The organism is Actinomyces succiniciruminis, assembly GCF_900002405.1.
GTDB lineage: Bacteria > Actinomycetota > Actinomycetes > Actinomycetales > Actinomycetaceae > Actinomyces > Actinomyces succiniciruminis.
Map to the genome: position 1 here is coordinate 94210 of NZ_LK995510.1, position 25123 is coordinate 119332.

The window sequence follows — 25123 nt, forward strand, 5'->3', positions numbered from 1 at the left end:
CCCTGGTTGATCAGGGTGCTGCGGAGCGCGCTCATGCTTCGATGACCACCGGGACGATCATGGGCCGGCGCCGCAGCCGGCGGCCGATCCACCGGCCCAGGGTGCGGCGCATGGCCTGTTGGAGGGAGTGGGCGTCGGCGTTGCCCTTGTCCAGGGCATCGGCGAGCGCGTTGGTGACGTCGGGCAGGACCTCGTCGAACACGGAGTCGTCCTCCGCCACGCCCCGCGCCTGAATGTCCGGGCCGGCCAGGATCGTGCCGGTGGAGGTCTCGACGACGGCGTAGACGGACACGAAGCCCTCCTCGGCGAGGATGCGCCGGTCCTTGAGCTCGGTCTCGTCGATCTCGCCGACCGAGGAGCCGTCCACGTAGACGTAGCCGCAGGGCACGGAGCCGGCGATGCGGGCCTTGCCGTCGACCAGGTCGACCACGACGCCGTCCTCGCACAGCATCACCCGCTTGGGGTCGACGCCGGTCTTGACCGCCAGGGCCCCGTTGGCCACCAGGTGGCGGATCTCGCCGTGAATCGGCATGACATTGCGGGGGCCGACGATGTTGTACACGTGCAGCAGTTCCTCGGAGGAGGCGTGGCCGGACACGTGCACCTTGGCGTTGCCCTGGTGGACCACGCGGGCCCCCAGGCGCATGAGCTGATTGATGACCCGGTATACGGAGTTCTCGTTGCCGGGAATCAGGGAGGAGGCGAAAATCACCGTGTCACCGGGCTCCACGGTGACGGAGCGGTGCTCGCCATGGGCCATGCGGGACAGGGCGGCCATGGGCTCGCCCTGGGAGCCGGTGACCATCAGCACGCGTTCCTCGGGCGGCAGGGAACTGAGGTCGCGGGCGTTGACCAGCACCCCCTCGGGTACCTTCAGGTAGCCGCGCTCGGCGGCGATGCCCATGTTGCGCACCATGGAGCGACCGATGAAGGCGACGCGGCGCCCGTGCAGGGCGGCGGCGTCGAGCACCTGCTGGACGCGATGCACGTGGCTGGCGAAGGAGGCGACGATGATCTGCTGCTCGGAGTCGGCGAAGACGCCGTCCAGGACCGGGCCGATCTGGTTCTCATGGCCGATCATGCCGGGGACCTCGGCGTTGGTGGAGTCCACGCAGAACAGGTCCACGCCCTCGTCGCCGAAGCGGGCGAAGGAGCGCAGGTCGGTGATGCGCCCGTCGATGGGCAGGGAGTCGATCTTGAAGTCTCCGGTAATCAGCACCGAGCCGGCGTCGGTGCGGATCATCGCCGCCATGGCGTCCGGAATGGAGTGGTTGACGGCCACGAACTCCAGGTCGAAGGGCCCGTAGGAGACCTCCTCGTGTTCGGAGACCACGCGCAGCACCGGGTGGATGCGGTGCTCGGAGAGCTTGGCCGCCACGAAGGCGAGGGTGAGGTCGGAACCGATCAGGGGAATGTCCTCGCGCAGACGCAGCAGGTAGGGCACACCGCCGATGTGGTCCTCGTGCCCGTGGGTGAGCACCATGGCGACCACGTCGTCGAGGCGGTCCTCGATGTAGGTGAAGTCGGGCAGGATCAGGTCGACGCCGGGCTGGTCCTCCTCGGGGAAGAGCACGCCGCAGTCGACGATGAGCAGCTTGCCGTCGACCTCGAAGACGGTCATGTTGCGCCCGACCTCGCCGAGGCCACCCAGAGGGGTGATGCGCATCGCTCCGTCCTGGAGCGGGCCGGGGGCGCTGAGCTTAGGGAAGTTGGTCACGGCGGCGAGTGTAGCCACTCGCCCGGCCGGGGTGAGCCATCGGGGGTCTTCCGCACGGAGTTTTCGGGGGATCGGCGCCGGATGCGGGGCACCCGCCGCGCCAAGGCCCTGCGCCGCAGGGCTTGGTTATCGCCGGTATTGCGGGGAGGATAAACAAAAACCCGGCCACGTGGGCCGGGTCGGGAAGAGCGCCGACCTCGGGAGTTTGAATTCCGGAGGGGATCCTCGGCGCTCGGTGGTACCCCGTGCCGGATTTGAACCGGCGCTGCCGCCGTGAGAGGGCGGTGTCCTGGGCCGCTAGACGAACGGGGCCTGCCAACTGACTCCGCGAGGAGCCGTGGCTCGTACCCCGTGCCGGATTTGAACCGGCGCTGCCGCCGTGAGAGGGCGGTGTCCTGGGCCGCTAGACGAACGGGGCCTGCATATTGAATTGTTCGAGGCACTGAGGCCGTACTCTGCCCATCAATAACGATGGGCTGATTGGCGGCTTTCAGCACTCGGCTGGGGTACCAGGACTCGAACCTAGAATGGATGAACCAGAATCACCTGTGTTGCCAATTACACCATACCCCAAGAGATTGGTGCACCCGCGCGGCTAACGCCCGGGCAGCGATCGGTAATCTACACGGCCTCCCCGCCAACGCCAAGTCAGATCGCCGTGAGTGCAGCCACACCCTGCGCGTGCGCCCCGCCCGGACCTGTTCGCCACCACGGCGGGCAGCCGTGCCGTGCGCGTGCGCCCCGCCCCGGGCCACAGCGTCCAGGGCGTAGTCCATGGCGCCCCACCGCGCCGGCACCCGCCCGCACACACACGTGTTTGGCTCATGAACACGAGTTTTAGAGGTTTGCACGTGTACAGCGCCTGCAAACCTCTAAAACTCGTGTCAATGCCGAGAACTCGTGTATGTCGACTACGGGCCGGAGCATCGGCCGGTCGCCGGTCTCTTCACCGGCGTCCACAGGTGCGGTTCGTGCACCCCTTGTCCACAGAACTCGCCGCCCCTGGTGGCACTGCGCACACCCCGACCGCAGGATCGGCGCATGGACGCTTATCCGACGCCGCCGTCTCTCCCACCGGTCATCCTGTCGGCGGTAAGTAACTTGCCACATCTGCCGAGCCGCCCCGGCCTCATGCGCCTCATGCGTGGCGTGTACTTCAGCCCCTCCGAGCAGACCGAAGTGTGGCGGCAAAGACACGAGGTCAGCCTGGCGCGTTGTCGGGGCGCATGGGAGACGCGCCGATCCGCCATTGCCCTCACTCACGAGTCCGCCGCGCTGGTGCACGGTCCGTGGGTGCGCGATGCCGAACCAGATGTTTGGACCGCCGTTCCCAGACGTCCCTCGGCACCTACCATCGTCCTGCCTGCGATGGAATTCCGCCGCGGAAGAACTCCCCGCCTAGCGCCGAGGGGTGCGGCTGTGCGAGCGGTGCACCTGCGCAGACGCAGACTGCAGATCCCGAGCGAGCAATTGGTCATGATCCAGGGCATCATGGTGACCGACCTCATGCGCACCGCGGTCGACTGTGCTTTCGATCTGCCGGCATGCCAATCCATCACCATCGTGGACTCGGCCATGCGCGCCCTGGTCCGTCCGGATCGTCGCGACCCTGCTGGATCGCAGCATCGCTGGCAGGAGGTTCGCATCAGGTTTCTGCAGGCGGTGGAGGAGCAGGCCGGCCGGAAGGGCGCCGTCCGTGCGCGGGCGGTGGCCCGAATCGCCAGTCCCTTCTCGGAGTCCCCAGGTGAGAGCGTGGTGCGCTGGCAGGTCGAGGCCCTCGGGCTGCCCTCCGCGACGCTGCAGCAACGGGTCGACATTCCTAGCCAGGGGCGCCACTTCTTCCTCGATCTCGCCTGGCCTGCGCTGCGGATCGCCGTGGAGTACGACGGCCGCGAAAAGTACACCGTTACGGGGACGACCTGGGATGAAAAGGTCCGCCAGGATCTCATCCAGGAGTCATCCGGTTGGACCTTCAAACGGTTCACCGCCGAACACCTGCGCGACGCGGCCCGACTTTGTCAGGACGTCCTGAGCATGTTCCCGCCCGCCGTCGCCGCCAATGCCCGACGACGCCGGGGACTATGGGACTGAGGAGCCTGCAAGTACACGCGTTCACGTCGCGTACACGAGTTTTAGAGGTTTGCACGTGCGCAGCGCCCGCAAATCTCTAAAACTCGTGTCAACGCCAAGAACTCGTGTATGCGTGGGCTCCGCGGGTTCCAGCCCAGTCAGCCCAGGCGGGCGCGCAGGGCGCGCAGACGCGCCAGGGAGGCCTCCGCCCCCAGGATCTCCATGGACTCAAACAGCGGCGGGGAGACCTGCCGACCGGTGACGGCCACGCGCAGCGGCCCGAAGGCCAGACGCGGCTTGATCCCCATGCCGTCAACGATGGCGGCACGCAGGGCCTGCTCCAGCACCTCGGTGCGCCACGGCTCGGGCAGCGTCTCGAGCGTGGCGATGGCGGTGTCCAGCACCTGCGGGGCCGAGTCCTTCAGCCGAGACACGGCCCGCTCCTCGAGCTCCAGGTCGGCGTCGTCAACCAGCAGGAAGCCGAGCATGTCGCGGGACTCGCGCAGCAGCTGGATACGGGTCTGGATCAGTGGGGCCGCCGCGGTGAGGATCTCCTGCTCGCGCTGCGTCAACTCGGCGAAGGTAGTGGCACTGACCAGGGGCCGGGCCGTCCAGTCGGGATCGGCCGGGTCGGGGTAGACGTCCGCCAGGTAGGGCACCAGCCGGTTGCGGAAGTCCTCGCCCTCCAGACGGCGCAGGTGCTCGGCGTTGATGGCCTCGCACTTCTTCGGATCGAAGCGCGCCGGGTTGGGGTTGACGTCGCGGATGTCGAAGGCCGCCACCAACTGGTCGGGGGTGAACACGTCCTCGTCCTTTGACAGGGACCAACCCAGCAGGGCCAGGTAGTTGAGCAGCCCCTCCGGCGCCATGCCGCGGAAGCGGTGAATAAGCAGGTTCGACTCCGGGTCGCGCTTGGACAGTTTCTTGTTCCCCTCCCCCATCACGTAGGGCAGGTGGGCGAACTCGGGCACCCGCTGCGCGCGCCCGATCTCCATCAGGGCGCGATACAGGACCACCTGGCGGGGCGTGGAGGACAGCAGGTCCTCCCCGCGCAGCACGTGGGTGATGCCCATGGCGGCGTCGTCGACGGGGTTGACGAGCGTGTACAGCGGGTCGCCGCCGGCACGCACCACCACGTAGTCGGGCACGGAGCCCGCCTTGAAGGTGACCGGGCCGCGCACCAGGTCGTGGAAGGTGATGTCCTCGTCCGGCATCCGCATGCGCAGCACGGGCCGGCGCCCCTCGGCGCGGAAGGCCGCCTTCTGCGCCTCGGTCAGGTCGCGGTCATAGCCGTCGTAGCCGAGCTTGGGGTCCTCGCCGTTGGCGCGGTGGCGCGCCTCAATCTCGGCGGGTGTGGAGAAGGACTCGTACAGGTAGCCGGCCTGCAGGAGCTCGTCGGCGACCTGCCGGTACAGCTCGGTGCGCTGGGACTGGCGGTAGGGGGCGTGCGGGCCACCCTTGGCCACTCCCTCGTCCCAGTCCAGGCCGAGCCAGCGCAGCGAGTCGAGGATCGCCTCGAAGGACTCCTCGGAGTCGCGGGCGGCGTCGGTGTCCTCGATGCGCAGCACGAAGGTGCCGCCGGTGTGCCGCGCATATGCCCAGTTGAACAGGCAGGTGCGCACCATGCCGACGTGGGGCGTGCCCGTGGGCGAGGGGCAGAAGCGGACGCGGATCGGTGAGGATCCGGGGGCGGGCGGGGTGAAGGCGGGGGCCTTGGCGGTGTCGTCACTCATGATGGGCCAACCCTAGCCGCCCGCGCGCCCGGCTCAGACACGCGCCCGCCGACGGCGCTGCCGGCAATGGTTCACGCCACGCCCGGCTCCCACCCGCGCCCGCCGACGGCGCTGCTGCCACTGCCCGTCACACCACCGCAGCGGGCGGTCTTCATAGACTGCCCGCATGAGTACCGCCAGCCCTGCGCCCGACGCCGTCCCGCCCGTCTTCAATGCCGCCGCCACCACGGCCGCCTTCGACGCCCTGACGCCCGACGTGATGCGGCGGCGCGGCTCACTGAAGTGGACCATGTACCCCGGTGACGTGATCGGCGCCTGGGTGGCGGAGATGGACCTGGGCACGGCGCCCTCGGTAACCGCCGTCCTCCAGCGCGCGGTGACGGACGGCTCCTACGGCTACCTGCCCCCGCAGGTAGCCGAGTCCGTCCGTGAGGAAACAGCCCGCTTCCAGGGTGAGGCCTTCGGCTGGCGGGTGGACGCGCAGGACGTGAGCCTGCTGCCGGACGTGCTGTCCGCCCTGGGCGCGGTGATCGCCTACCACACCCGACCGGGCAGCGCCGTGATCGTGCCGACCCCGGCCTACATGCCCTTCCTTTCCTACCCCGGCCTGTACGGACGCGAATGCGTGCAGGTGCCGTCCCTGCGCACCGCGGCCGCCGACGCCGCCGCAGGCACGACCTGGGCGCTGGACCTGGACGGTATCGAGGCGGCGATGGCCGCCGGCGCCGGCCTGCTGGTGCTGTGCAACCCCTGGAACCCGGTGGGGCGGGTGCTGTCGCCCGCCGAGCTGGACGCCGTCGCCGCGCTGTCCGCCCGCTACCGGGTGCCGGTCTTCGCCGATGAGATCCACAACTCGCTGATCCTGGACCCGCAGGCCGTGCACGTCCCCTACGCCTCACGCCCGGGCACCGACCCCGACCTGACCTTCACCGCCACCGCCGCCTCCAAGGGCTGGAACACGCCCGGCCTCAAGTGCGCGCAGCTGATCGCCTCCGCCGGAGCCCGACGGGCCTGGAATGACAGCCCCCTGTCCAAGCACCTGGCTAATGAGGCGTCGCTGCTCGGCGCGCAGGCGACCGTGGCCGCACTGCGCGACGGGCAGGAGTGGAACGCCTGCGTGCGCACATACATCCGCGACAATGGGCGGCTGGTGGCCGAGACACTCGCCGAGGTTGACGGCCTCGAGCTCACGGTCCCGTCCGGCACCTACTTGGCCTGGCTGGACTGCTCCGGCCTGGAGCTGCCCGACGGCGTGACCCCGGCGGACTACTTCCGCCGCGAGCCGGGGGTCGTCATGAACGACGGGGCCGCCTTCGGGGCCGGCTACGAGTCGTTCTGCCGGCTCAACCTGGCCACCGGGCGCGGAATCATGCGGCAGGCGCTCCAGCGCCTGGTCGACGCCGTCGCCCGCCTGCGCTCCTGAGCCGGGACGCCCGCTTCAGCGCCGCACGACCGGGTTGCCGAAGGAGCCGATTCCCTCGACCTCGACCTCCACCCGCTGGCCGGCGTGGATCTCACCGACGCCGGCGGGCGTGCCCGTGAGTACGACGTCGCCGGGAAGCAGCGTGAAAATGCGCGAGACGTAGGCGATCAGTTCGGGAACCGAATGGATCATGTCGGCGGTGTTGCCCTCCTGTACGACCCGCCCATCCACGCGGGCGCGCACCACGGCGTCGGCGGGGTCGAAGGCGGGGCGTTCGCCCGCGGGCTCCGGAATCTCGATCCAGGGCCCGAGCGGGCAGGAGGTGTCGAATGCCTTGGCGCGCGTCCAGGTGCTGTCCTGGCGCTGGCAGTCGCGGGCAGAGACGTCGTTGGCGACCGTGTAGCCGAGGACCGCGGCGGCGGCATCGCGTGGGGAGGCGTCCTTGACGACCGTCTTGATGACCACGGCGAGCTCGGCCTCGTAATGGACCTCGCGCGACCAGTCGGGCAGCACGATGGGCATGTCCGGGCCGATGACGGCCGTGTTGGGCTTGAGGAAGACGATCGGGTCGGCCGGGGCCTCCCCGCCCATTTCGGCGGCGTGGGCCGCGTAGTTCTTGCCTATGCCCACCACCTTGGAGCGTGGGATCACCGGGGAGACCAGGCGCGCCTCGTTCAGGGGCACCACCTCGCCGGTCGCCTCGGGGACGGTGTACAGCGGGTCGCCCTTGAGCACCAGCAGGCGGCCGGCGGACTCGCCCGAGGGGGTCGCCTCATCGGTGGGCAGGCCGTCAACAATGCCGTAGCGGAGCTCGTCTCCCGTGGAAAAGCGTGCGATCTTCATGGCATGACCCTAGATGATTGACGCCGCGCGGGCGGACGAGCACCGTCGCGCCGCGCGGGCGGACGAGTGCGGCGGTACCGCACGGGCCCGCGAGCACCGTCGCGCCGCGAGGGCCCGCGAACACCGTTGTGCCGCGCGGACCGGTCGGATCCGCCCGCCTATTCGGCAGAGACTTCGACCGCGTCCAGGTCGCGCTGGACCGCGGACTCCTCGGTCCAGATGTCGCCCGGCAGCTGCCCGGGCAGGAAGGGGTTGTCGGTGGCCACGAAGTAGATATTGTCCCGCAGCCCGGCCTGCAGCTCCGCCTGCTGCTGCTCCCAGTCGCGCAGCGCCCCGAAGGCCCACTTGCCCAGGCTGAGGACCGCAATGATGTTGATGATCGCCATCAGTCCCATGACGACGTCGGACAGGTTCCACACGAAGGTCAGCGAGGCGACCGCGCCCAGTGCAGCGGCGACCACAATCATGGCGCGCACCCCGTAGTGGCGCCGGCCCATGCCACGCAGGAAGTCCATGTTGACCTCCGCGTAGGCGTAGTTGCCCAGCAGCGAGGAGTAGGCGAAGACGAACACCACCACGGCCATGAGGTACTGGGCCCAGGGGCCGAGCACATTGCTGACGGAGTTGACGGTCAGCGTGCCGGCGGCGTCAACGTCGGCGGTGGCCGGGTCGTAGACGCCCGACAGCAGGATGATCAGCGCGGTGGCGGTGCAAACCACGATGGTGTCCACGAACACGCCCATGGACTGGATGAAGCCCTGCTGCACCGGGTGGTGCACCGTGGCGGTGGCGGCCGCGTTCGGCACGGAGCCCTCGCCGGCCTCGTTGGAGAACAGGCCGCGCTTAATGCCGTTCAGGGCCGCCGCCATGAAGCCGCCGCTGAGCCCCCAGAATGCCTGGTTCGCCCCGAAGGCGCCCTCGAACACGGACATCAGGGCGCCCGGAATGGCGCCGGCGTTCAGCACCAGGATCACTACGGCGATGATCACGTAGATCAGGGCCATGAGAGGGGCCAACCACTCGGTGATGGCGGCAACCCGCTTGATGCCCTTGAAGACGACGGGCGTCGTGATCAGCACCAGCACGATGGCCGTGACCCAGGGCTCGATGTCGAAAGTGCCCTTGAGCACGTTGGAGATCGCGTTGGCCTGGGTGGCCTCGTAGGCGAAGCCGAACACGAAGGTGATCACCACGGCGAAGATGCTCGCCCAGGTCTTGGAGCCCAGGCCCTTGTGGATGTAGTAGGCGGGGCCGCCGCGGAAGGTGCCGTCGGGGTGAGCGACCTTGAACAGCTGGGCGAGGGTGGACTCCACGAATCCGGTCGCCATGCCCACCAAGGCCACCAACCACATCCAGAACACGGCGCCCGGCCCGCCCATGGTGATGGCGATGGCCACGCCGACGATGTTGCCGGTGCCCACGCGGGAGGCCAGCCCCACGGTGAAGGCCTGGAAGGAGGACATGCCCTCACCGACGGCGCCCCGGGAGGAGGTGATGGTCCGCAGCATCTGCCCGAACAGTCGCAGCTGCAGCGCGCGCGTGCGCCAGGTGAAGTACAGGCCGGCGGCGATCAGCAGCCAGGCCAGCAAATCGCCGTAGAGATGATCGGAGATGTTCTCCAGTACCTTGGCGGGGCCGTCGAAGAAGCCGGCGGTCGGCAGAACGGTGGGATTCATGGGTCTCCGGACGTAGTCGGGATGCGCCGGCGGGAGGGCGCGGGGGCTGGTCGCGTGGACCGCCCCTTGACGGTTTGAGCCGTCCCAGAACCGCAGGCGCCAAAGCCTGCGGATGAGGCGGAACTGCCCTCACTGTATTGAGTTCACGGCGTCATCCGCCCGTAATGTTGGCGATCTCACGGCGTCGTCGTCCCATACGTCACCGGGCAGCGGCCCGGGCAGGTAGGGGTTGTCGAGGGCTACGAAGCGGATGTCCCCGGCGGCCTGGGCCCCGGCGGCGACCCGGGCGCGCTGGTCCTCCCAGTCCCGCAGCACGCCGACCGCCCAGGGGGTCAGCGCCACCAGGGCAAGCAGGTTCAGAACGGCGCCGATGCCCAGCAGCACATCCGCCAGCGTCCACACGGTGGTCAGGGCGGCCCCGCCGCCGATGAAGGCGCAGGCGACGGCGGCCACGCGCAGCGCCGTCGTCACCCAGGGCGTGCGGGTCAGATAATCAAGACACACCTCCGCGTAGGAGAAGGCACCCAGGATGGTGGAGTAGGCGAGCACGAACACCAGCAGCGTCATCGGCCAGCTGGTCCAATCCCCCAGCGTGGCCCCGATCGCGGTCTGGGTCAGGGTGCCGGAGACGTCCGAGTCGCCGGCGCCGGTGACGCCGGGGGTGTATACGGCGCCGTCGGAACGGCCCGCGATCAGGATGGCCAGGGCGGTGGCGGTGCACACGAACAGGGTGTCCACCAGCACGCCGAAGACCTGCACGAAGCCCTGCTGAGCCGGGTGGGCGACCGTCGCCGAGCCGGCGGCGCAGGCGGCCCCGCCCAGGCCCGCCTCATTGGAGAACAGGCCGCGGCGCACGCCGTTGAGCAGTGCCGCGGTGATGCCGCCGGCGGTGCCGGCCAGGCCGGCGCGCAGGTTGAAGGCGGCGGCGAAGATGTCGCCTATCGCCTCGGCGGCCTGCAGCGGGTGGGTGATGATGATGACCAGCACCAGCAGCAGGTACAGGGTCGCCATGATCGGGGCCAGCCACTCGGTCACCCGTACCACCGAGCGCAGCCCGCCCAGCAGCACGGGGGCGACCAGCACGGTGACGATGGCCGCGCCCCGCCAGGGGTTGAGGCCGGTGGAGGCGCCCAGCGCCGCGGTCATGGCGTTGGCCTGCACCATGGGCATGGCCAGGCCGTTGGCCACCATGAAGACGACGGCGAACACGCCGCCGAGCACCGGCAGGCGCATGCCGCGGGCCATGTAGTAGGCGGGGCCGCCCCGGTAGGTGCCGTCGCCGCGGCGCACCTTGAACAGCTGCCCCAGGGAGGCCTCCACGAAGGCGGTGGCGGTGCCGAGCAGGGCCACCACCCACATCCAGAACACGGCCCCGGGACCGCCGAGGACCAGGGCGAGTGCGACGCCGACGATGTTGCCGGTGCCCACGCGGCAGGCGAGCCCCACGGCGAATGCCTGGAAGGAGGAGATGCCGCCGCGAGCGCCGGACCGGGAGCCGGCCACCGAGCGCATCATGGAGCCGAGGTGCCGCAGTTGCAGGCCGCGGGTGCGGATGGTGAACCAGGCGCCCGCCCCCAGCAGCAGCCAGATCAGAATGGTGCCGAACAGCAGGTTGGAGGCACCGGTGAGTAGTTCGTTCAGGGCGTCCATGGTTCAGTTCCCCATCAGTCGGGCGTCGTCGACGGCGTCGAGCCGGCCGTCGGCGGTGGCGGCGGGCTCCTCCCACACGCCGGGCAGGGTGTCCCCCGGCATCAGCGGGTTGCCGTGGCCGACGAACACGGGGATGGCGCCGACGGCGCGCTGGGCCTCGTAGTCGCGCAGGGCACCGCGCACCCACGGGAACAGGCGCACGATCACCACCAGGTTGATCACGCCCAGCAGGCCCAGGGCGATGTCGGTCAGGGCCCACACGATCGGCAGGGTCAGGACGGTGCCGGCGAAGGCGGCGGCGGTGAGCAGAATGCCGAAGGCCTGCTCGGCGCGCCGCTCGCCGCCCAGGTAGTTGACGTTGACCTGGGAGTAGGAGTAGCAGCCGAGCACGGTGGAGAAGACCAGCACGAAGATCAGCACCACGATCGGCCAGGTGGTCCACTGCCCCAGGTGCTCGGCGACGGCCTGCTGGGTGAGGACGGCGCCGACGAGTCCCTCGTTGCCGGGCTGGTAGGTGTCGGTGGCCAGCAGGATCAGCAGGCCGGTGGCGGTGCACACCAGGCCGGTGTCCACGAACACGCCGAAGGACTGGATCAGGCCCTGGCGGACGGGGTGGCTGGTGGTGGCGGTGCCGGCGGCGTTGGGAACGGTACCCAGGCCGGCCTCGTTGGAGAACAGGCCGCGGCGCACGCCGTTGAGTACGGCCGCGAGCATGCCGCCGGCGGTTCCGAACAGGGCCTGGTCCCGGCCGAAGGCGCCGCGGAAGATCTCACCGAAGACGGTGGGAATCTCACCGAGGTTCATCAGGATCACCACGATGGTGACCAGCACGTAGGCCAGGGCCATCAGGGGCGCGACGACCTCGGTTACCCGGGCCACGGACTTCAGCCCGCCGAGCACCACCGGCCCGGTCAGCAGCACCAGGGCCACGCCGACCATCCAGGGCTCAACCGTGGGCACGGTGGCGTAGACGACGCCGGCCAGGGAGTTGGTCTGCACCATCACCACCGTGACGCCGACGCTGACGATGCACATGGCGGCGAAGATGGCGCCCCAGGTCTTGGAGCCGAGCCCGTTCTTGATGTAGTAGGCGGGCCCGCCGCGGAAGGTGAAGTCGCGGCCGCGCTCCTTGAAGATCTGGGCGAGGGTTGACTCGGTGAAGCTGGTGGCCATGCCGATCAGGGCCACCACCCACATCCAGAACAGGGCGCCGGGGCCACCGGCGACGACGGCGAGCGCCACCCCGGCGATGTTGCCGATCCCAACGCGGGCGGCCAGGCCGACGGCGAAGGCCTGGAAGGAGGAGATGCCGCCCTGGGCGCCGGACCGGGAGGAGGCCACGGCCCGCAGCATGGAGCCGAAATGGCGCAGTTGCACGGCGCGGGTGCGGATGGTGACGTAGATGCCGACGGCGATCAGCAGGGCGGCCAGGAAGTAGGTGTAGAAGATGTCGTCGACCTGGTTGAGGGTGTTCTCCAGGTTCGCGAGGCTCATGACGGGTTGAGGCATCGGGGCTCCTTGCGGGTGGGGCTCTAGGGGCGGTGGCTGGGTGGCGGTAGGCGGTCAGTTCCAGACGTCGCCGGGCACGTCGGCGGGCAGGTGGGGGTTGTCGTGTCCAACGAAGACGGGCTCTTCAACCCCGGCGCGGCGCTGGGCCTCCCAGTCGCGCAGGGCGCCCACCCCCCACTTGGACAGCAGGATCAGGGCGACGAGGTTGGTCACGGTCATCACGGCCATGGCGATGTCGACGGCGTTCCAGACGACGTCGAGCGACAGCACGGCGCCGGCGGTGGCGGAGACGACGGAGACCACGCGCACCGTCCAGGTGGCCCAGGTCTTGCCGCCGGTCAGGAAGGACATGTTGGTGTCGGAGTACACGTAGGCGGCGATGATCGAGGAGTAGGCGAGCACGAAGATCAGGACCGCGATGGGCAGGATGGTCCAGCCGCCCAGCTCGTGGGAGACGGCCATGATCGTCAGGGTGGAGGGGTTCGCGCCGTCGGCGCCCCAGACCTCGGGTCCGGCGATGAGGATGACGAAGGCGGTGGCGGTGCACACCACGATCGTGTCGATGAACACGCCCAGGGACTGGATCAGGCCCTGCTGCACCGGGTGGGCGACGGTGGCGGTGGCGGCCGCGTTCGGGGCGGTGCCCTGGCCGGCCTCGTTGGAGAACAGGCCGCGCTTGGTGCCGTTGACGACGGCGGCGAGGATGCCGCCGCCCAGGCCGCCGACCAGCGGCTGAGGGGCGAAGGCGGAGGAGATGATCAGGCCGAGCACCTCCACGAAGCGGCCCAGGTGCATCAGGCAGATGATGAACACCAGGACGATGTAGATGCCCGCCATGATCGGGGCCATCCACTCTGTCACGCGGGCGACGGTGCGGATGCCGCCGAAGATCACCATGGCGGTGAACACGAAGACCAGGGCGGCGATGACCAGCTGGGCGGCGGAGAAGCCGCCGAAGCCCTCGATGGCGGAGCCGTCGTCGCCGATCGCGCCCAGGAGGGTGCCGGCCACGGCGTTGGACTGCACGGAGGTGATGACGAAGCCGCAGGTAACCAGGGTGATGACGGCGTAGACGCCGGCCAACGCGGGGCTGCCCACGCCGGCACGCATGTAGTAGGCGGGGCCGCCGCGGAAGGAGCCGTCGCCGGCGCGGACCTTGAAGATCTGGGCGAGGGTGGCCTCGAAGAAGGCGGTGGCCATGCCCACCAGGGCCACCACCCACATCCAGAACACGGCGCCGGGCCCGCCCATGAGCAGGGCGGCGGCCACGCCGAAGATGTTGCCCACCCCCACGCGCGCGGCCAGGGAGATGGCGAAGGCCTGGAAGGAGGAGATGCCGCCGTGAGCGCCGGCGCGCGAGGAGGTCACCGCCCGGAACATGTCGGGCAGGTGGCGTACCTGAACGCCGCGGGTGCGGATGGTCAGGAACAGGCCGGTGCCGACCAGCACCCACATGGTGATGTGGGCGGTGATCCAGTCGGCGATCGAAAGCAGGCTGGCGGCGAGTGCATCCATGAAGGACCTGGCCTTCCGCGTGGGGAGACGGGAACGCGCGGCATCATGTCACAATCCGGGCCGCGACCCGGTATTCGTCCGCATGTTCGTACGCGTTGCCGCTTCTCCTCGGCGCTCCGGGCCGCTCCACTTCCCCGAGCAGCTCGGCGCCGCCGCTGTGCTGAGCACGTGTATGAAACCATGGGGCCATGCCCTCCGCCTCCGCGCCCGCGCTCAACGTCATGCTCGACGCCCTCATCCCCGCCGACGACCCGGAGCGCGTCCCGGAGCCGGAGGAGGTTTATGTGGCCTTCGCCGAGTGGGCCGAGTCCACTGGGCGGCCGCTGTACCCGCACCAGGACGAGGCCCTGAGCCAGATCCTGTCCGGTCGGCACGTCATCGCCGCCACCCCCACCGGCTCGGGCAAGTCGATGATCGCCCTGGCCGCGCACACCGCCTCCCTGGCGCGTGGCGGCCGCTCCTACTACACGGCCCCGCTCAAGGCGCTGGTCAGTGAGAAGTTCTTCGAGCTGGTGGGCCTGTTCGGGGCGGACAACGTCGGCATGGTCACCGGCGACACCTCAATCAATGCGGCCGCGCCCATCATCTGCTGCACGGCGGAGATCCTGGCCAATCAGTCGCTGCGGGAGGGCGAGGCGCTGGATGTGGACACGGTTGTGATGGACGAGTTCCACTACTACGCCGACCCGCAGCGCGGCTGGGCCTGGCAGGTGCCGCTGCTGGAGCTGCCGCAGGCACAGATGGTGCTCATGTCGGCCACGCTGGGGGACGTGTCGTTCTTCGTGCGGGACCTGCGCGAGCGCACGGGCCGGGAGGTCGCCGTCGTCGACGACGCCGTGCGGCCGGTGCCCTTGGAGTGGGAGTATGCGATTGAGCCGATAGGCGACCTGCTGCAGCGGCTGGTGGAGCAGGACAAGGCGCCCGTGTACGTGGTGCACTTCTCCCAGAAGGAGGCGGTGGAGCGGGCCTCCGCGCTGCTGAGCGTGGACCTGGGTGCCAAGCGGCGCAAGGAGGAGCTGGCGGCGGCTATTGGCGACTTCCGCTTCGGGCCCGGTTTCGGGCGCACCCTGTCGCGGCTGCTGCGCTCCGGCATCGGCGTGCACCACGCCGGCATGCTGCCCCGCTACCGGCGGCTGGTGGAGCGCCTGGCCCGCACCGGCCTGTTGTCGGTGATCTGCGGCACGGACACCCTGGGCGTGGGCATCAACGTGCCCATCCGCTCGGTGGCGCTGACCAGCCTGGTGAAGTTCGACGGCGCCAAGGAACGGCACCTGACCGCCCGTGAGTTCCACCAGATCGCCGGGCGGGCCGGGCGGGCCGGCTTCGACACTCACGGGTATGTGATCGTGCAGGCGCCCGAGCACGTGATCGAGAACGCCCGCGCCCTGGCCAAGGCCGGCGATGACCCGCGCAAGCGCCGCCGGATCGTGCGCAAGCAGGCGCCCGAGGGGCGCGTCAACTGGACGGACAAGACCTTCGAGCGGCTGCGCGACGCCGCCCCGGAGACGCTGACCAGTCAGTTCCAGGTCACCACCACCATGGTGCTGAACCTGATGGAGCGCGACGGCGATCCGGTGCGGGCCATGGCGCAGCTGCTGGAGCGCGTGCACGAGCCGGAGGCGGCCCGACGCAGGCATGTGCGCCGGGCGATTGAGATCTACCTGTCCCTGCGCACCGCCGGGGTGCTGGAGCACGTCTCCTCCGCCCAGGCCGCCGCCGACGGCCGCCCCCGGCTGCGCCTGGCCGTGGACCTGCCCGACGACTTCGCCCTGAACCAGCCGCTGGCCCCGTTCGCACTGGCGGCCATGGACCTGCTGAACCTGGACTCGCCCGAGCACACGCTCGACGTGGTCTCGGTGGTGGAGTCGACCCTGGACGATCCACGGCCGCTGCTGTACGCCCAGCAGCGGCAGGCCCGCGGCGAGGCGGTGGCCGCCATGAAGGCCGAGGGGATGGACTACGAGGAGCGCATGGCGGCCCTGGAGGACATCACCTGGCCGCAGCCGCTGGCGGACCTGCTGGCTCCGGCGCTGGAGATGTATAAGCAGTCCAACCCGTGGGCGGCCGAGTACGAGCTGAGCCCGAAGTCGGTGGTGCGGGACATGGTGGAGAGCGCCATGACCTTCTCCGACCTGATCTCCCGCTACGACCTGGGCCGCAGCGAGGGGGTGGTGCTGCGCTATCTGACCGACGCCTACCGGGCGCTGCGGCAGGTGGTGCCCGAGGAGCACCGCACCGAGGAGGTGGAGCAACTGACCGACTGGCTGGGCGACCTGGTGCGCGCCGTGGACTCCTCCCTGTTGGACGAATGGGAGGCGCTGGGTGCCGCCCAGGCCGGTCACGCCCAGGAGGGCGCGGCGCTGTTGGAGCGGGAGGCCGCCGACGGGGCGGCCGGGGCTGAGCGGGCCTTCGGGGCCGACGCCGACGGCAGGCTGCCGTTCACCCGCAACCTGCACGCCTTCCGAGTGGCGGTGCGCCGGGAGATGTTCCGCCGCGTGGAGCTCATGGCGCGCGACGACGTCGAGGGGCTGGGACGGCTGGATGCCGCCTCCGGCTGGGGCGAGGACCGCTGGGATGAGGCGCTGGGCCGCTACTGGGACGAGTACGACTGGATCAGCACGGATACATCGGCCCGGGCGGTGGCGTTGGCGCCGCTGGATGAGGCGCCGGATGAGGCGGCCCTGGCGGCGGCCGGGGTGTCGGAGCGGCTGCGCGAGGCGCTGGCCGGCTCGGGGCGGCGCGTGTGGTTGGCCACCCAGATCCTGGAGGACTCGGCGGGCGACCACGACTGGCGGCTGACGGCCCTGGTGGACCTGGCCGAATGCGACCAGGCCGATACCGCCGTTGTGCATCTGCTGCGGGTCGGCCCGCAGAGCTGAGAGGCGGCAATACCGGCGGCTCAGATGATGCCGCGGCCGGGCACGATCTGCTTGCCGAAGGGGAAGCAGGTCACCGGGATCATCTTCAGGTTGGCGACGGCCAGCGGGATGCCGACGATCGTGACCGCCTGCGCGGCCGCGGTGGTGATGTGCCCGATGGCGAGCCAGATCCCGGCGACGAGGAACCAGATGACGTTGGACAGCCCGCTCATCACCCCGGCATGCGGCATCTCCACGACCTCCCGGCCGAAGGGCCACAGGGCGTAGGAGGCGATGCGGAAGGAGGCGATGCCGGCGGGGATCGTCACGATCAACAGGCAGGCGATGATGCCGAAGAACATGTACTCCAGCCACAGCCAGAAACCGCCGAAAACCACCCAGATGATGTTGAGCAGTGTGCGCATGAACCCATGTCTACCCGACGCAAACCGCCGGCGCCTCATCCTCACGCAGGAGACGACCCTGATTCACCCCCGAATTCACCCCTAGGCGGCCGCGCGGCCGCCGCCCAAGTGGCCGCGGCCTTACCAGAAGACGCGCTGGGCGATGGCGTCGGCGAAGTTGTCCAGGGCGGCGGGCGCAGAACCGAGGTAGAGGCCGGCGTCGATGAGGGAGACCTCCATCAGGTAGAAGCCGCCCTGTCCGTCGCCGACGACGTCGACCCGGTTGAACAGCAGCTGGATGTCCCGACCCGAACGCTCCTTGATGATCGTGTGGATGGCCTTGCGGACCCGCTCGCCCCACAGCCACTCCTGCTCGCTGGGCTCGCGGGCGGTGACAATCTCCTCGTGCACCTCGTCCACGGAGCGGAAGGACGGGTGCAGCATGGGCGCCTTCTCCACAGCGTGTGACAGCACGCCGTTGAAGTACACCAGGGACAGCTCGCCCTTGCGGTCGACCTCCTCCAGGTAGCGCTGCACCATGACGCTGCGGCCGCGACCGAGGTGGTGCATGGTGTCGTTGATGGCGTCGGCGCGGGACTTGGCGTCGGTGGCGGTATAGCGGCCGGTGCCGCGGCCGCCGGAGGAGATGGCGGGCTTGACCACGAAGTCACCGTGGGCAGGGAAGCGGGTGTGGACCTGGTGCTTGGAGTAGCCGGCTTCCGGCTCCAGCCAGGTGGTGGGGATCATGGGGACGCCCAGCTCGGCCATGCGCTTGAGGTAGTGCTTGTCCGAGTTCCAGTCGACGACGTCGGCGTGGTTGATCAGCCGCTTGATTGAGTGGGCCCAGGCGAGGAAGTCCGTGTAATTGCGGTTCTTGGCGTAGTCACGCACGGAGCGCAGCACCACCACGCCGGCGTCGGCCCAGTTCACGCCGGGGTCATTCCACACCGCGATCCGGGGCTCGATGCCGCGCTCGCGTAGCGCGTCGGGCAGCCCGCGGTCGTCTTCATCGAGGTCCGCGTAGTCGGCTGAGGTCGCAAGAGTCACGATCGGGGCGTTCACGTGTCTACGGTACCGCCCGCCGAGGGTCCGCGTGGAACAGTCACGACGGCGATCAAGCACAATGAGCCCATGCACGACACCGCCGCACCGTCCCTCTCTACGGCAGACCGGCCACGCACCTTCTATCCGCCCATTGAGTCCTACGACTCGGGTCTGCTCGACGTCGGCGACGGGCAGCGCATCTACTGGGAGACCTGCGGCAACCCGGACGGCATTCCCGCGGTATTCGTCCACGGCGGGCCCGGCGGCGGCTGCTCCCCCGAGCACCGCCGCTGCTTCGACCCCGCGCGCTACCGCATCATCCTGTTCGACCAGCGCGGCTGCGGCCGCTCCCTGCCGCACGCCTGGGAGCCGAATGCCGACCTGAGCACGAACACCACCTGGCACCTGGTGACCGACATGGAGCGACTGCGCGAGCACCTGGGCATCGAGTCCTGGCTGGTATTCGGCGGCTCCTGGGGCTCCACGCTGGCGCTGGCCTACGCCGAACGGCACCCGAGCCACGTACTGGCACTGGTACTGCGCGGCATTTTCACGCTGCGCAAGCGCGAGCTCGACTGGTTCTACGAGGGCGACGGCGCGGACATGATCTGGCCCGACGAGTGGGAGGCGTATGTGGCCGGAGCCGGCGAGGGCGCCGCCCCGGGCGGTTTCATCGACCGCTACCACAAGCTGCTGACCGACCCGGATCCGGCGGTGCACGGCCCCGCCGCCCGCGCCTGGACCACCTGGGAGGCGGCCACCTCCACGCTGCTGCGCGACCAGGCCTACATCGACGAGGTGCAGGACCCGGCCTTCGCCATCACCTTCGCGCGCATCGAGAACCACTACTTCCACCATGCCGGCTGGATGGACGACGGGCAGCTGATCGCCGACGCGCACGTGCTCGCCGAGCACGGCATTCCGGGCGTGATCGTCCAGGGCCGCTACGACGTCGTCTGCCCGATGGGAACCGCCTGGGCCCTGCACCGGGCGTGGCCACAGGCCGAGCTGCACGTCTCGGCCGCAGCCGGTCACTCCTTCGCCGAACCGGAGACCCTCTCCACACTGATCACCGCCACCGATCAGTTCGCGGCCCTGCTCACCGCGCCGTCCGGGCACGGCGGAGCGCCGAGACGCAGCTGACAGCCCTGAGACTTCACGCACACAACGGCGTTTTGAGCCCATTTCGGTTGGACTCGGCGACGCTGGACGCGTAAAGTCTTCCTCGTCGCCAGGCGGAAGCGCCTGACCGGCTAAGCCTCCTTAGCTCAGTTGGTTAGAGCACCTGACTCTTAATCAGGGTGTCCAGGGTTCGAGTCCCTGAGGGGGTACCACGCAGAGCAGCACATGGCTGCGGCGCCGTACCGGATCCGGTGAGCATTGTTCCCGCCACCGCGGAGATCCGTGCGGTCCATGCCCACTCCGTCCCCCGGTCGTGGGAATACCCTTCACCGCCAGCGGTGTTGCTTATGCGTCGGCCGGTAGGCAAGTCCCTTCGAGCGGTCACGCACCACTTGCGAGGCGAGCAGCCCGCCGACCACGGGCCGAACGGAAGCCGTCGCGCGGACGCGCAACTTCCCCGGACCGCACAGACCAGATCACAACGCCGGGTCGCAGGAACCACCTGCCATCCGCCCGGCACAGAGGGGCCCACAGGGGCCATGAAGGGAAGGATGAGATGTACCTGATCAACTCCAACAACACCCGCGCCGCGGCCGAGCGCGAACTCGCCGCCGCCCGCACCGAACTGGCGTCGCTGGACAACACCGCTTCGCCGTCGCGTCTGGAGCGCGCACTCGAGCGGTTGCAGGCCGCGCAGGACGCTCTGGCGCTCGCCGCCTGAACTGTTCTCGCGCCGCCCGTAAACCGCGGGCGCCAGTCCCACAAAACCGGCACTGATCCCGCGCCAAGACCGGCTGTCGTGACACACAGGCCGGTTCAAACAACCGGCGGCGTTCGACTCGGCGCAAGGCCTCGGACGCCGTCGGATATGCCTTGAACACGCCTGGGCCGCCACCGCAACACCGCGGTGGCGGCCCTCGTCGTACCCAACGCGTCGGCGACGGACTACATTTGCGGGGTCCGCACCAGCTCCGCAGGCAACAGGAGGACGCCGTGCCTCAGCTATCCGTCGGCGACACCGCCCCCGACTTCACTCTCCCCGACCAGTCCGGCACCCCGGTGTCCCTGGCCTCCCTGCGAGATGGCGCCGCGCGCGGCGTGGTCGTCTACTTCTACCCGCGGGCCGGCACCGCCGGCTGCACCAAGGAGGCCTGCGACTTCCGCGACTCGCTGGAGGGGTGGCGTCGCGCCGGTTACGCCGTCGTCGGCATCTCCCCCGACCCGCCCGCCGCGCAGGCGCGCTTCGCGGAGAAGCAGTCCCTGCCCTTCCCGCTCCTGTCCGATCCCGACCATGCCGTGATGGAGGCCTGGGGCGCGTGGGGGGAGAAGAAGAACTACGGTCGCACCACCACCGGCGTGATCCGCTCCACCGTGGTCGTGGGGGCCGAGGGCGACGTCACCCTGGCCCGCTACAACGTGCGCGCCACCGGCCACGTCGACCGCCTGCGCCGCGAACTCGGCCTGGACGACTGAACTCCCGACGACCGGCGGCTACTCCCCGGGGTAGGTGACGCCGAGCCGACGGCGCACCTCGTCCATGGTCTCCAGCACCGCCAGCGTCTCGCTCCAAGGCATGGTCTCCGACTCCGTCCTGCCGGCGGCGATGCAGCGGGCCACCTCGGCGGCCTCGAACTGGAAACCACCGGGCACGGTGGCGTCCCACTCGTGACGCTGGGCGTCCGGCCCCTCCCCCAGGACGACCTCCAGCGGCGCGGGCCGGTAGAACTGCGTGGGCAGCACCACCCGGCCGCGAGTGCCGACCACCTCGCCGGCCGTCTCCGAGGCGGCGGACATGCTCGAGACGGCCACCGCCAGCGCACCCGGGTAGGTCATGGAAACCGACTCGTCCAAGTCCACGCCCGTCTCCGACAGTCGCCCGACCGCCGTCAGCGCCGTCGGGGCGCCCAGCAGTGAGTGCACGAAGCTGACCGAGTACACGCCCAGGTCGAGCAGAGCACCACCGGCCAGTTCGGGCCGGTTCAGGCGTTCAACATGCTCCAGCGACTGGAGGTGCTCGGCGCGCACGTAGCGCAGCTCCCCCAGCGCGCCACTGCCGGCCAGTGCCCGCAGCAGCACCTGCCCGGGCAGGAAGCGCGTCCACATGGCCTCCATGGCGAACAGGTTCGCCGCGCGGGCGGCGTCGAAGACCCGACGCGCCTCGGCGGCGTTGCGGGTGAAGGACTTCTCCACCAGCACCGGCTTGCCCGCCTCCAGCGCCAGCAGCGCCTGCTCGCAGTGGAAGTTGTGCGGGGTGGCGATGTAGACGGCGTCCACGTCCGGGTCGCCCACGAGCGCCTCGTAGGAGCCGTGGGCGCGCACCGACTGCCCCTTGCCGGCGTCGGGGTGGGCGTCGATGAAGGCCTGTGCCCGAGTCCGATCGCGGCTGCCGACGGCGACGATCCGCCCGGAGGAGAAGGCGGGCACGTAGGTGGCGAAGGTGGCGGCGATGCCGCCCGCGCCGAGAATGCCCCAGCGCAGTGCGGGCGCGTCCTGCGGCTCGGGGACGGCGGCGGCCGGGTTGAAGGGGGCGCCGGCCGCGACCAGGGCGTCGCGTATGGGGGTGGGGATGGCGGGAAGTTGATCGGTGGTACGGATGGATTTGTCTTGCGCCATGTCGAAACTCTAGGCCGCGCCGAAACCTCAGCGCCATACCTCACACCCGCTGCGGGACCGGCGCCGCCGATTGCAGGTGCGTGTGGAGCCCGATGGCGCCGACGGGGCCGATGACGAGCCCGGCACCGCCGGCGGCGCCGTGTCTCATCCGGGGCCCGGCCACTGCTAGGCTGTGCCCGGCCGTCGACCGAACGCTCCGACTGGCACCGCACGGTGCCGGGCACGTTCGGCCGGATGCGGCTGCGAGCGCGAGTGGCGGAACTGGTAGACGCCCCAGATTTAGGTTCTGGTGCCTTCGGGCGTGAGGGTTCGAGTCCCTTCTCGCGCACCGGTTGCCTACCTCGACCAGCGGTGTCGGCCGAGCGGTGACAAATGCCGGGCTGCCGCTCGTCCGTGCCGGCCGGACGCCGGTCCCGGGCCCGAATCCAGGCCCGGGTAACCTGGGGCGCGTGACTGACACCAAGACCCGTAAGGACGGCCGCTCCCCCAGCGAGCTGCGCTCCATCTCCATCACCCGCAACTGGCAGGTCAACGGCGAGGGCTCGGTCCTCGTCGAGTTCGGCCGCACGCGCGTGCTGTGCGTCGCCTCATTCGTCGAGGGCGTGCCGCGCTGGCGCAAGGGCGGCGGCGAGGGCTGGGTAACGGCCGAGTACGCGATGCTGCCGCGCGCCGGCTCCGAACGCTCCGGCCGCGAATCCGTGCGCGGCAAGATCGGCGGCCGCACGCACGAGATCTCCAGGCTGATCGGCCGCTCCCTGCGCGGCGTGGTGGACGTGGCCGCGCTGGGAGAGAACACGATCACCCTGGACTGCGACGTGCTGCAGGCCGACGGCGGCACCCGCACCGCCGCCGTCACCGGCGCCTACGTGGCGCTGGCCGACGCCGTCGCCTGGGGCACGCGCCGCGGCTACGTCAAGGCTCGCGCCGGTAAGCCGGTCATTGCCGACTCCGTCTCGGCGGTGTCGGTGGGGATTATCGACGGCGTCCCCTGCCTTGACCTGCCCTATGAGGAGGATGTGCGCGCCCAGACCGACATGAACGTGGTCCAGACCGGCGCCGGCAACTTCATCGAGGTGCAGGGAACCGCCGAGCACGCTCCCTTCGACCGCACCGAGCTCGGCACCCTGCTCGACCTGGCCACCAAGGGCAACGCCGAGCTGGCCGCGCTGCAGGCCCGCGTGCTGGCCGGTCCCGACGATGTTCCCTTCACCGTGTCCACATCCGAGCGGGCGGTGCAGTCCCCCGCCGGGACCGGCCCGGTGGCCGGAGTCGAGGAGGGCTGACCGTGGCGCCTCAGCTCGACCCGGCGCAGGCCGCGACGCCGTCGGCCGACGGTTCGGTGGCCGTGCCCGCAGGTGCCCGGCTGGTGCTGGCCAGTCACAATCCCGGCAAGTTGGCCGAACTGCGCGCAATCCTGACGCCGCTGGTGGACGGACTGGCTCCCGAGCAGATCATCTCCTCGGCCGGACTCGGCGCCCCCGAGCCGGTGGAGGACGGACTGACCTTCGCCGCCAATGCCACGCTCAAGGCGCGCGCCCTGGCCCAGGCCACCGGGCTGCCTGCGGTAGCCGACGACTCCGGGCTGTGCGTGGATGTGCTAGGTGGCGCGCCGGGCATCTTCTCGGCCCGCTGGTCGGGCCGCCACGGCGACGACGAGGCCAACCTGCAACTGCTGTTGGGACAGCTCGCCGACGTCGCCGACCCGCATCGTACGGCGCGCTTCACCTGTGCCGCGGTGCTGGTAGTGCCGGGCCGGGACGGCGAGCCGGAATCAGTGACCGTGGTGGAGCGCTCCATGACCGGTCGGCTGCTGCACGCACCGGTCGGTGCCGGCGGCTTTGGCTACGACCCGATCTTCGTGCCGGTTCAGGAGGATGCCCCGGGCGGTTCCGGGCGGACAACGGCGCAGATGAGTGCGGCGGAGAAGAACGCCATCTCCCACCGCGGCCAGGCCCTGCGTGCCCTGACTCCCGCCCTGCGGGACCTGCTCGCCTAGCCTTGCCGGGACCTGCTCGCCTAGCCTTGCCGGGACCGGCTCCCGCACCCCACCGAGGTCGGTAGATCTTACGTACCGAGGTCGGTCGAAGTTACGTGCCGAGGTCGGTCGAAGTGGAGCGCCAAGACACGAGCCTCAACCGATTGTTCCGATTTGGCAGCGCTGTTCCGTGCGGCCGCATCCTCAAGCTCAAGTGCGAAGCGCTGGTCAGTGCTGGTTTCCGACCTTGGGGTGTGGTTTACGACCCCCGGGGTGGTCGTGAATCGCACCCCAAGGTCGTAAATCGACATGACGGCCGTCTTGCGAAGCACAGCCGGCCGAAGAACACGGGCCCCACCAACCCCGGGGCACAGGGCCAGGTCCCCGTACCTGAAGCCCGGCCCACACCGCCGGCCGCGGACCAGGTGGACTGCCGAGTGCGGCGTCGGAGGACTCTGACTCGCGGGCCGTCATGGTGCGGCGTCAGGGCGGCGTCGCGGGGCGGACGGTTCGTGTGTTTGGTTGACGGTTCGTCAGGTAGCACCAACGATTCGGCATGAACCACGACGGTACGTACACCTACCCCACTGTGTTGTCTCATGACTTCTGGGACTGTTGGATCTCATGACTTCTGGGAGTGTCAGAAGTCGTGAGATTCTGGGGCGGTGTGGGTGGGGTTGGGTTGGGGGATGGGTTATGCAGTTTCGCCGTTCAAGCGTCAGCGCATCATTGAGTTCGACTCGCGGGTTGCGGGTGTGAGCGTGGAGGAGTTCTGCCGGCAGGTGGGGGTCTCGAAGTCCTCGTTCTACCGGATCCGTAAGCGGGCCAAGCAGGAGGGCCCGGGGGCGGCGCTGGTCGCCCATTCCAGGGCGCCGCTGCACCTGGCGCGCCGCTGGGATGAGCGGGTTGATGAGCGCATCGCCCAGGTACGCCGGGAGCTGGTTGCCGACGGGAAGGAGGCGGGTGCGTGG

19 protein-coding genes and 5 tRNA genes are annotated in these 25123 nt (G+C 69.8%); 11 read left to right on the forward strand and 13 right to left on the reverse strand.

Annotation, left to right across the window (positions count from 1 at the left end; all coding sequences use genetic code 11):
* Positions 1-31: 31 nt before the first annotated feature.
* The 4 genes from BN1056_RS08465 to BN1056_RS08480 all read right to left on the reverse strand — a co-directional run bounded on the left by BN1056_RS08465 (position 32) and on the right by BN1056_RS08480 (position 2290).
* Positions 32-1666, reverse strand: a complete 1635-nt coding sequence (locus BN1056_RS08465; protein ID WP_073331347.1) for a ribonuclease J — start codon at positions 1664-1666, stop codon at positions 32-34.
* 287 nt (positions 1667-1953) lie between these two features.
* Positions 1954-2029: transfer RNA gene (locus BN1056_RS08470), tRNA-Glu, on the reverse strand.
* 33 nt (positions 2030-2062) lie between these two features.
* Positions 2063-2135 (reverse strand) — tRNA-Glu (locus BN1056_RS08475).
* 83 nt (positions 2136-2218) lie between these two features.
* Positions 2219-2290, reverse strand: a tRNA-Gln gene (locus tag BN1056_RS08480).
* Positions 2291-3193: 903 nt separating this feature from the next.
* On the opposite strand from BN1056_RS08480, the gene BN1056_RS08485 reads away from it, so the two are divergent.
* Entirely contained in the window at positions 3194-3808 is a 615-nt protein-coding gene (locus BN1056_RS08485) for a hypothetical protein (protein WP_210580366.1), read from the forward strand.
* Between the two features lie 137 nt (positions 3809-3945).
* Here the strand turns inward: BN1056_RS08485 and gltX are convergent, their stop codons facing one another.
* Positions 3946-5520, reverse strand: a complete 1575-nt coding sequence (gene gltX / locus BN1056_RS08490) for a glutamate--tRNA ligase (protein ID WP_210580368.1) — start codon at positions 5518-5520, stop codon at positions 3946-3948.
* A gap of 166 nt (positions 5521-5686) precedes the next feature.
* Between gltX and BN1056_RS08495 the strand changes: the two genes are divergently transcribed.
* Positions 5687-6943 carry a MalY/PatB family protein gene (locus tag BN1056_RS08495; RefSeq protein WP_210580370.1) on the forward strand — a complete coding sequence of 419 codons (1257 nt, stop codon included), beginning with the start codon at positions 5687-5689 and terminating at the stop codon, positions 6941-6943.
* Positions 6944-6958: 15 nt separating this feature from the next.
* On the opposite strand, the gene BN1056_RS08500 is transcribed toward BN1056_RS08495, so the two are convergent.
* The 5 genes from BN1056_RS08500 to BN1056_RS08520 form a co-directional block, all read right to left on the reverse strand.
* A complete protein-coding gene (locus tag BN1056_RS08500) occupies positions 6959-7786 on the reverse strand; it encodes a fumarylacetoacetate hydrolase family protein (RefSeq protein WP_210580372.1) in 828 nt (275 codons plus the stop codon).
* 158 nt (positions 7787-7944) lie between these two features.
* Positions 7945-9462: an alanine/glycine:cation symporter family protein gene (locus BN1056_RS08505; RefSeq protein ID WP_210580375.1), complete on the reverse strand. Its 1518-nt coding sequence runs from the start codon at positions 9460-9462 to the stop codon at positions 7945-7947.
* 129 nt (positions 9463-9591) lie between these two features.
* Positions 9592-11112 carry an alanine/glycine:cation symporter family protein gene (locus BN1056_RS08510; protein ID WP_210580376.1) on the reverse strand — a complete coding sequence of 507 codons (1521 nt, stop codon included), beginning with the start codon at positions 11110-11112 and terminating at the stop codon, positions 9592-9594.
* A 3-nt stretch (positions 11113-11115) separates the two neighbouring features.
* Positions 11116-12606, reverse strand: coding sequence for an alanine/glycine:cation symporter family protein (locus BN1056_RS08515; RefSeq protein WP_210580405.1), 1491 nt, complete (start codon positions 12604-12606; stop codon positions 11116-11118).
* A gap of 69 nt (positions 12607-12675) precedes the next feature.
* Positions 12676-14136 (reverse strand): alanine/glycine:cation symporter family protein, encoded by a 1461-nt coding sequence (locus BN1056_RS08520; RefSeq protein ID WP_210580378.1) that lies wholly within the window; start codon positions 14134-14136, stop codon positions 12676-12678.
* Positions 14137-14324: 188 nt separating this feature from the next.
* Between BN1056_RS08520 and BN1056_RS08525 the strand changes: the two genes are divergently transcribed.
* A complete protein-coding gene (locus BN1056_RS08525; protein WP_210580380.1) occupies positions 14325-17015 on the forward strand; it encodes a DEAD/DEAH box helicase in 2691 nt (896 codons plus the stop codon).
* A gap of 20 nt (positions 17016-17035) precedes the next feature.
* On the opposite strand, the gene BN1056_RS08530 is transcribed toward BN1056_RS08525, so the two are convergent.
* Positions 17036-17419 (reverse strand): YccF domain-containing protein, encoded by a 384-nt coding sequence (locus BN1056_RS08530; RefSeq protein WP_073330672.1) that lies wholly within the window; start codon positions 17417-17419, stop codon positions 17036-17038.
* Between the two features lie 120 nt (positions 17420-17539).
* A complete protein-coding gene (locus BN1056_RS08535) occupies positions 17540-18460 on the reverse strand; it encodes an ATP-grasp domain-containing protein (RefSeq protein WP_210580382.1) in 921 nt (306 codons plus the stop codon).
* A 69-nt stretch (positions 18461-18529) separates the two neighbouring features.
* Between BN1056_RS08535 and pip the strand changes: the two genes are divergently transcribed.
* The 4 genes from pip (at position 18530) to BN1056_RS08555 (ending at position 21037) form a co-directional block, all read left to right on the forward strand.
* On the forward strand, positions 18530-19585 hold the full coding sequence (gene pip, locus BN1056_RS08540; RefSeq protein ID WP_210580384.1) for a prolyl aminopeptidase: 1056 nt from the start codon (positions 18530-18532) through the stop codon (positions 19583-19585).
* 114 nt (positions 19586-19699) lie between these two features.
* A tRNA-Lys gene (locus tag BN1056_RS08545) sits at positions 19700-19776 on the forward strand.
* 344 nt (positions 19777-20120) lie between these two features.
* The gene (locus BN1056_RS08550) at positions 20121-20285 is read left to right on the forward strand and encodes a hypothetical protein (protein WP_170866494.1); all 165 of its coding nucleotides are present in this window, start codon (positions 20121-20123) and stop codon (positions 20283-20285) included.
* A 272-nt stretch (positions 20286-20557) separates the two neighbouring features.
* Entirely contained in the window at positions 20558-21037 is a 480-nt protein-coding gene (locus tag BN1056_RS08555) for a peroxiredoxin (protein WP_210580386.1), read from the forward strand.
* 18 nt (positions 21038-21055) lie between these two features.
* On the opposite strand, the gene BN1056_RS08560 is transcribed toward BN1056_RS08555, so the two are convergent.
* Positions 21056-22177, reverse strand: a complete 1122-nt coding sequence (locus tag BN1056_RS08560; protein WP_210580388.1) for a Gfo/Idh/MocA family protein — start codon at positions 22175-22177, stop codon at positions 21056-21058.
* Between the two features lie 246 nt (positions 22178-22423).
* On the opposite strand from BN1056_RS08560, the gene BN1056_RS08565 reads away from it, so the two are divergent.
* The 4 genes from BN1056_RS08565 to BN1056_RS08580 all read left to right on the forward strand — a co-directional run.
* Positions 22424-22505, forward strand: a tRNA-Leu gene (locus BN1056_RS08565).
* 121 nt (positions 22506-22626) lie between these two features.
* On the forward strand, positions 22627-23460 hold the full coding sequence (rph, locus tag BN1056_RS08570; RefSeq protein ID WP_210580390.1) for a ribonuclease PH: 834 nt from the start codon (positions 22627-22629) through the stop codon (positions 23458-23460).
* A gap of 2 nt (positions 23461-23462) precedes the next feature.
* Positions 23463-24173 carry an RdgB/HAM1 family non-canonical purine NTP pyrophosphatase gene (gene rdgB, locus BN1056_RS08575; protein ID WP_244671596.1) on the forward strand — a complete coding sequence of 237 codons (711 nt, stop codon included), beginning with the start codon at positions 23463-23465 and terminating at the stop codon, positions 24171-24173.
* A 668-nt stretch (positions 24174-24841) separates the two neighbouring features.
* Positions 24842-25123: helix-turn-helix domain-containing protein (locus tag BN1056_RS08580; RefSeq protein WP_210580392.1), on the forward strand; the 282-nt coding region annotated here is incomplete at its 3' end.

Bases quoted from the DNA above. Each gene is read 5' to 3' on its own strand.
- BN1056_RS08500 (WP_210580372.1), bottom strand. From the start codon at position 7,786: ATGAAGATCGCACGCTTTTCCACGGGAGACGAGCTCCGCTACGGCATT.
- BN1056_RS08485 (WP_210580366.1), top strand. From the start codon at position 3,194: ATGATCCAGGGCATCATGGTGACCGACCTCATGCGCACCGCGGTCGAC.
- BN1056_RS08550 (WP_170866494.1), top strand. From the start codon at position 20,121: ATGTACCTGATCAACTCCAACAACACCCGCGCCGCGGCCGAGCGCGAA.
- BN1056_RS08520 (WP_210580378.1), bottom strand. From the start codon at position 14,136: ATGGATGCACTCGCCGCCAGCCTGCTTTCGATCGCCGACTGGATCACC.
- BN1056_RS08560 (WP_210580388.1), bottom strand. From the start codon at position 22,177: ATGGCGCAAGACAAATCCATCCGTACCACCGATCAACTTCCCGCCATC.
- BN1056_RS08465 (WP_073331347.1), bottom strand. From the start codon at position 1,666: ATGCGCATCACCCCTCTGGGTGGCCTCGGCGAGGTCGGGCGCAACATG.
- gltX (WP_210580368.1), bottom strand. From the start codon at position 5,520: ATGAGTGACGACACCGCCAAGGCCCCCGCCTTCACCCCGCCCGCCCCC.
- pip (WP_210580384.1), top strand. From the start codon at position 18,530: ATGCACGACACCGCCGCACCGTCCCTCTCTACGGCAGACCGGCCACGC.
- BN1056_RS08530 (WP_073330672.1), bottom strand. From the start codon at position 17,419: ATGCGCACACTGCTCAACATCATCTGGGTGGTTTTCGGCGGTTTCTGG.
- BN1056_RS08495 (WP_210580370.1), top strand. From the start codon at position 5,687: ATGAGTACCGCCAGCCCTGCGCCCGACGCCGTCCCGCCCGTCTTCAAT.
- BN1056_RS08510 (WP_210580376.1), bottom strand. From the start codon at position 11,112: ATGGACGCCCTGAACGAACTACTCACCGGTGCCTCCAACCTGCTGTTC.
- BN1056_RS08525 (WP_210580380.1), top strand. From the start codon at position 14,325: ATGCCCTCCGCCTCCGCGCCCGCGCTCAACGTCATGCTCGACGCCCTC.
- BN1056_RS08505 (WP_210580375.1), bottom strand. From the start codon at position 9,462: ATGAATCCCACCGTTCTGCCGACCGCCGGCTTCTTCGACGGCCCCGCC.
- BN1056_RS08515 (WP_210580405.1), bottom strand. From the start codon at position 12,606: ATGAGCCTCGCGAACCTGGAGAACACCCTCAACCAGGTCGACGACATC.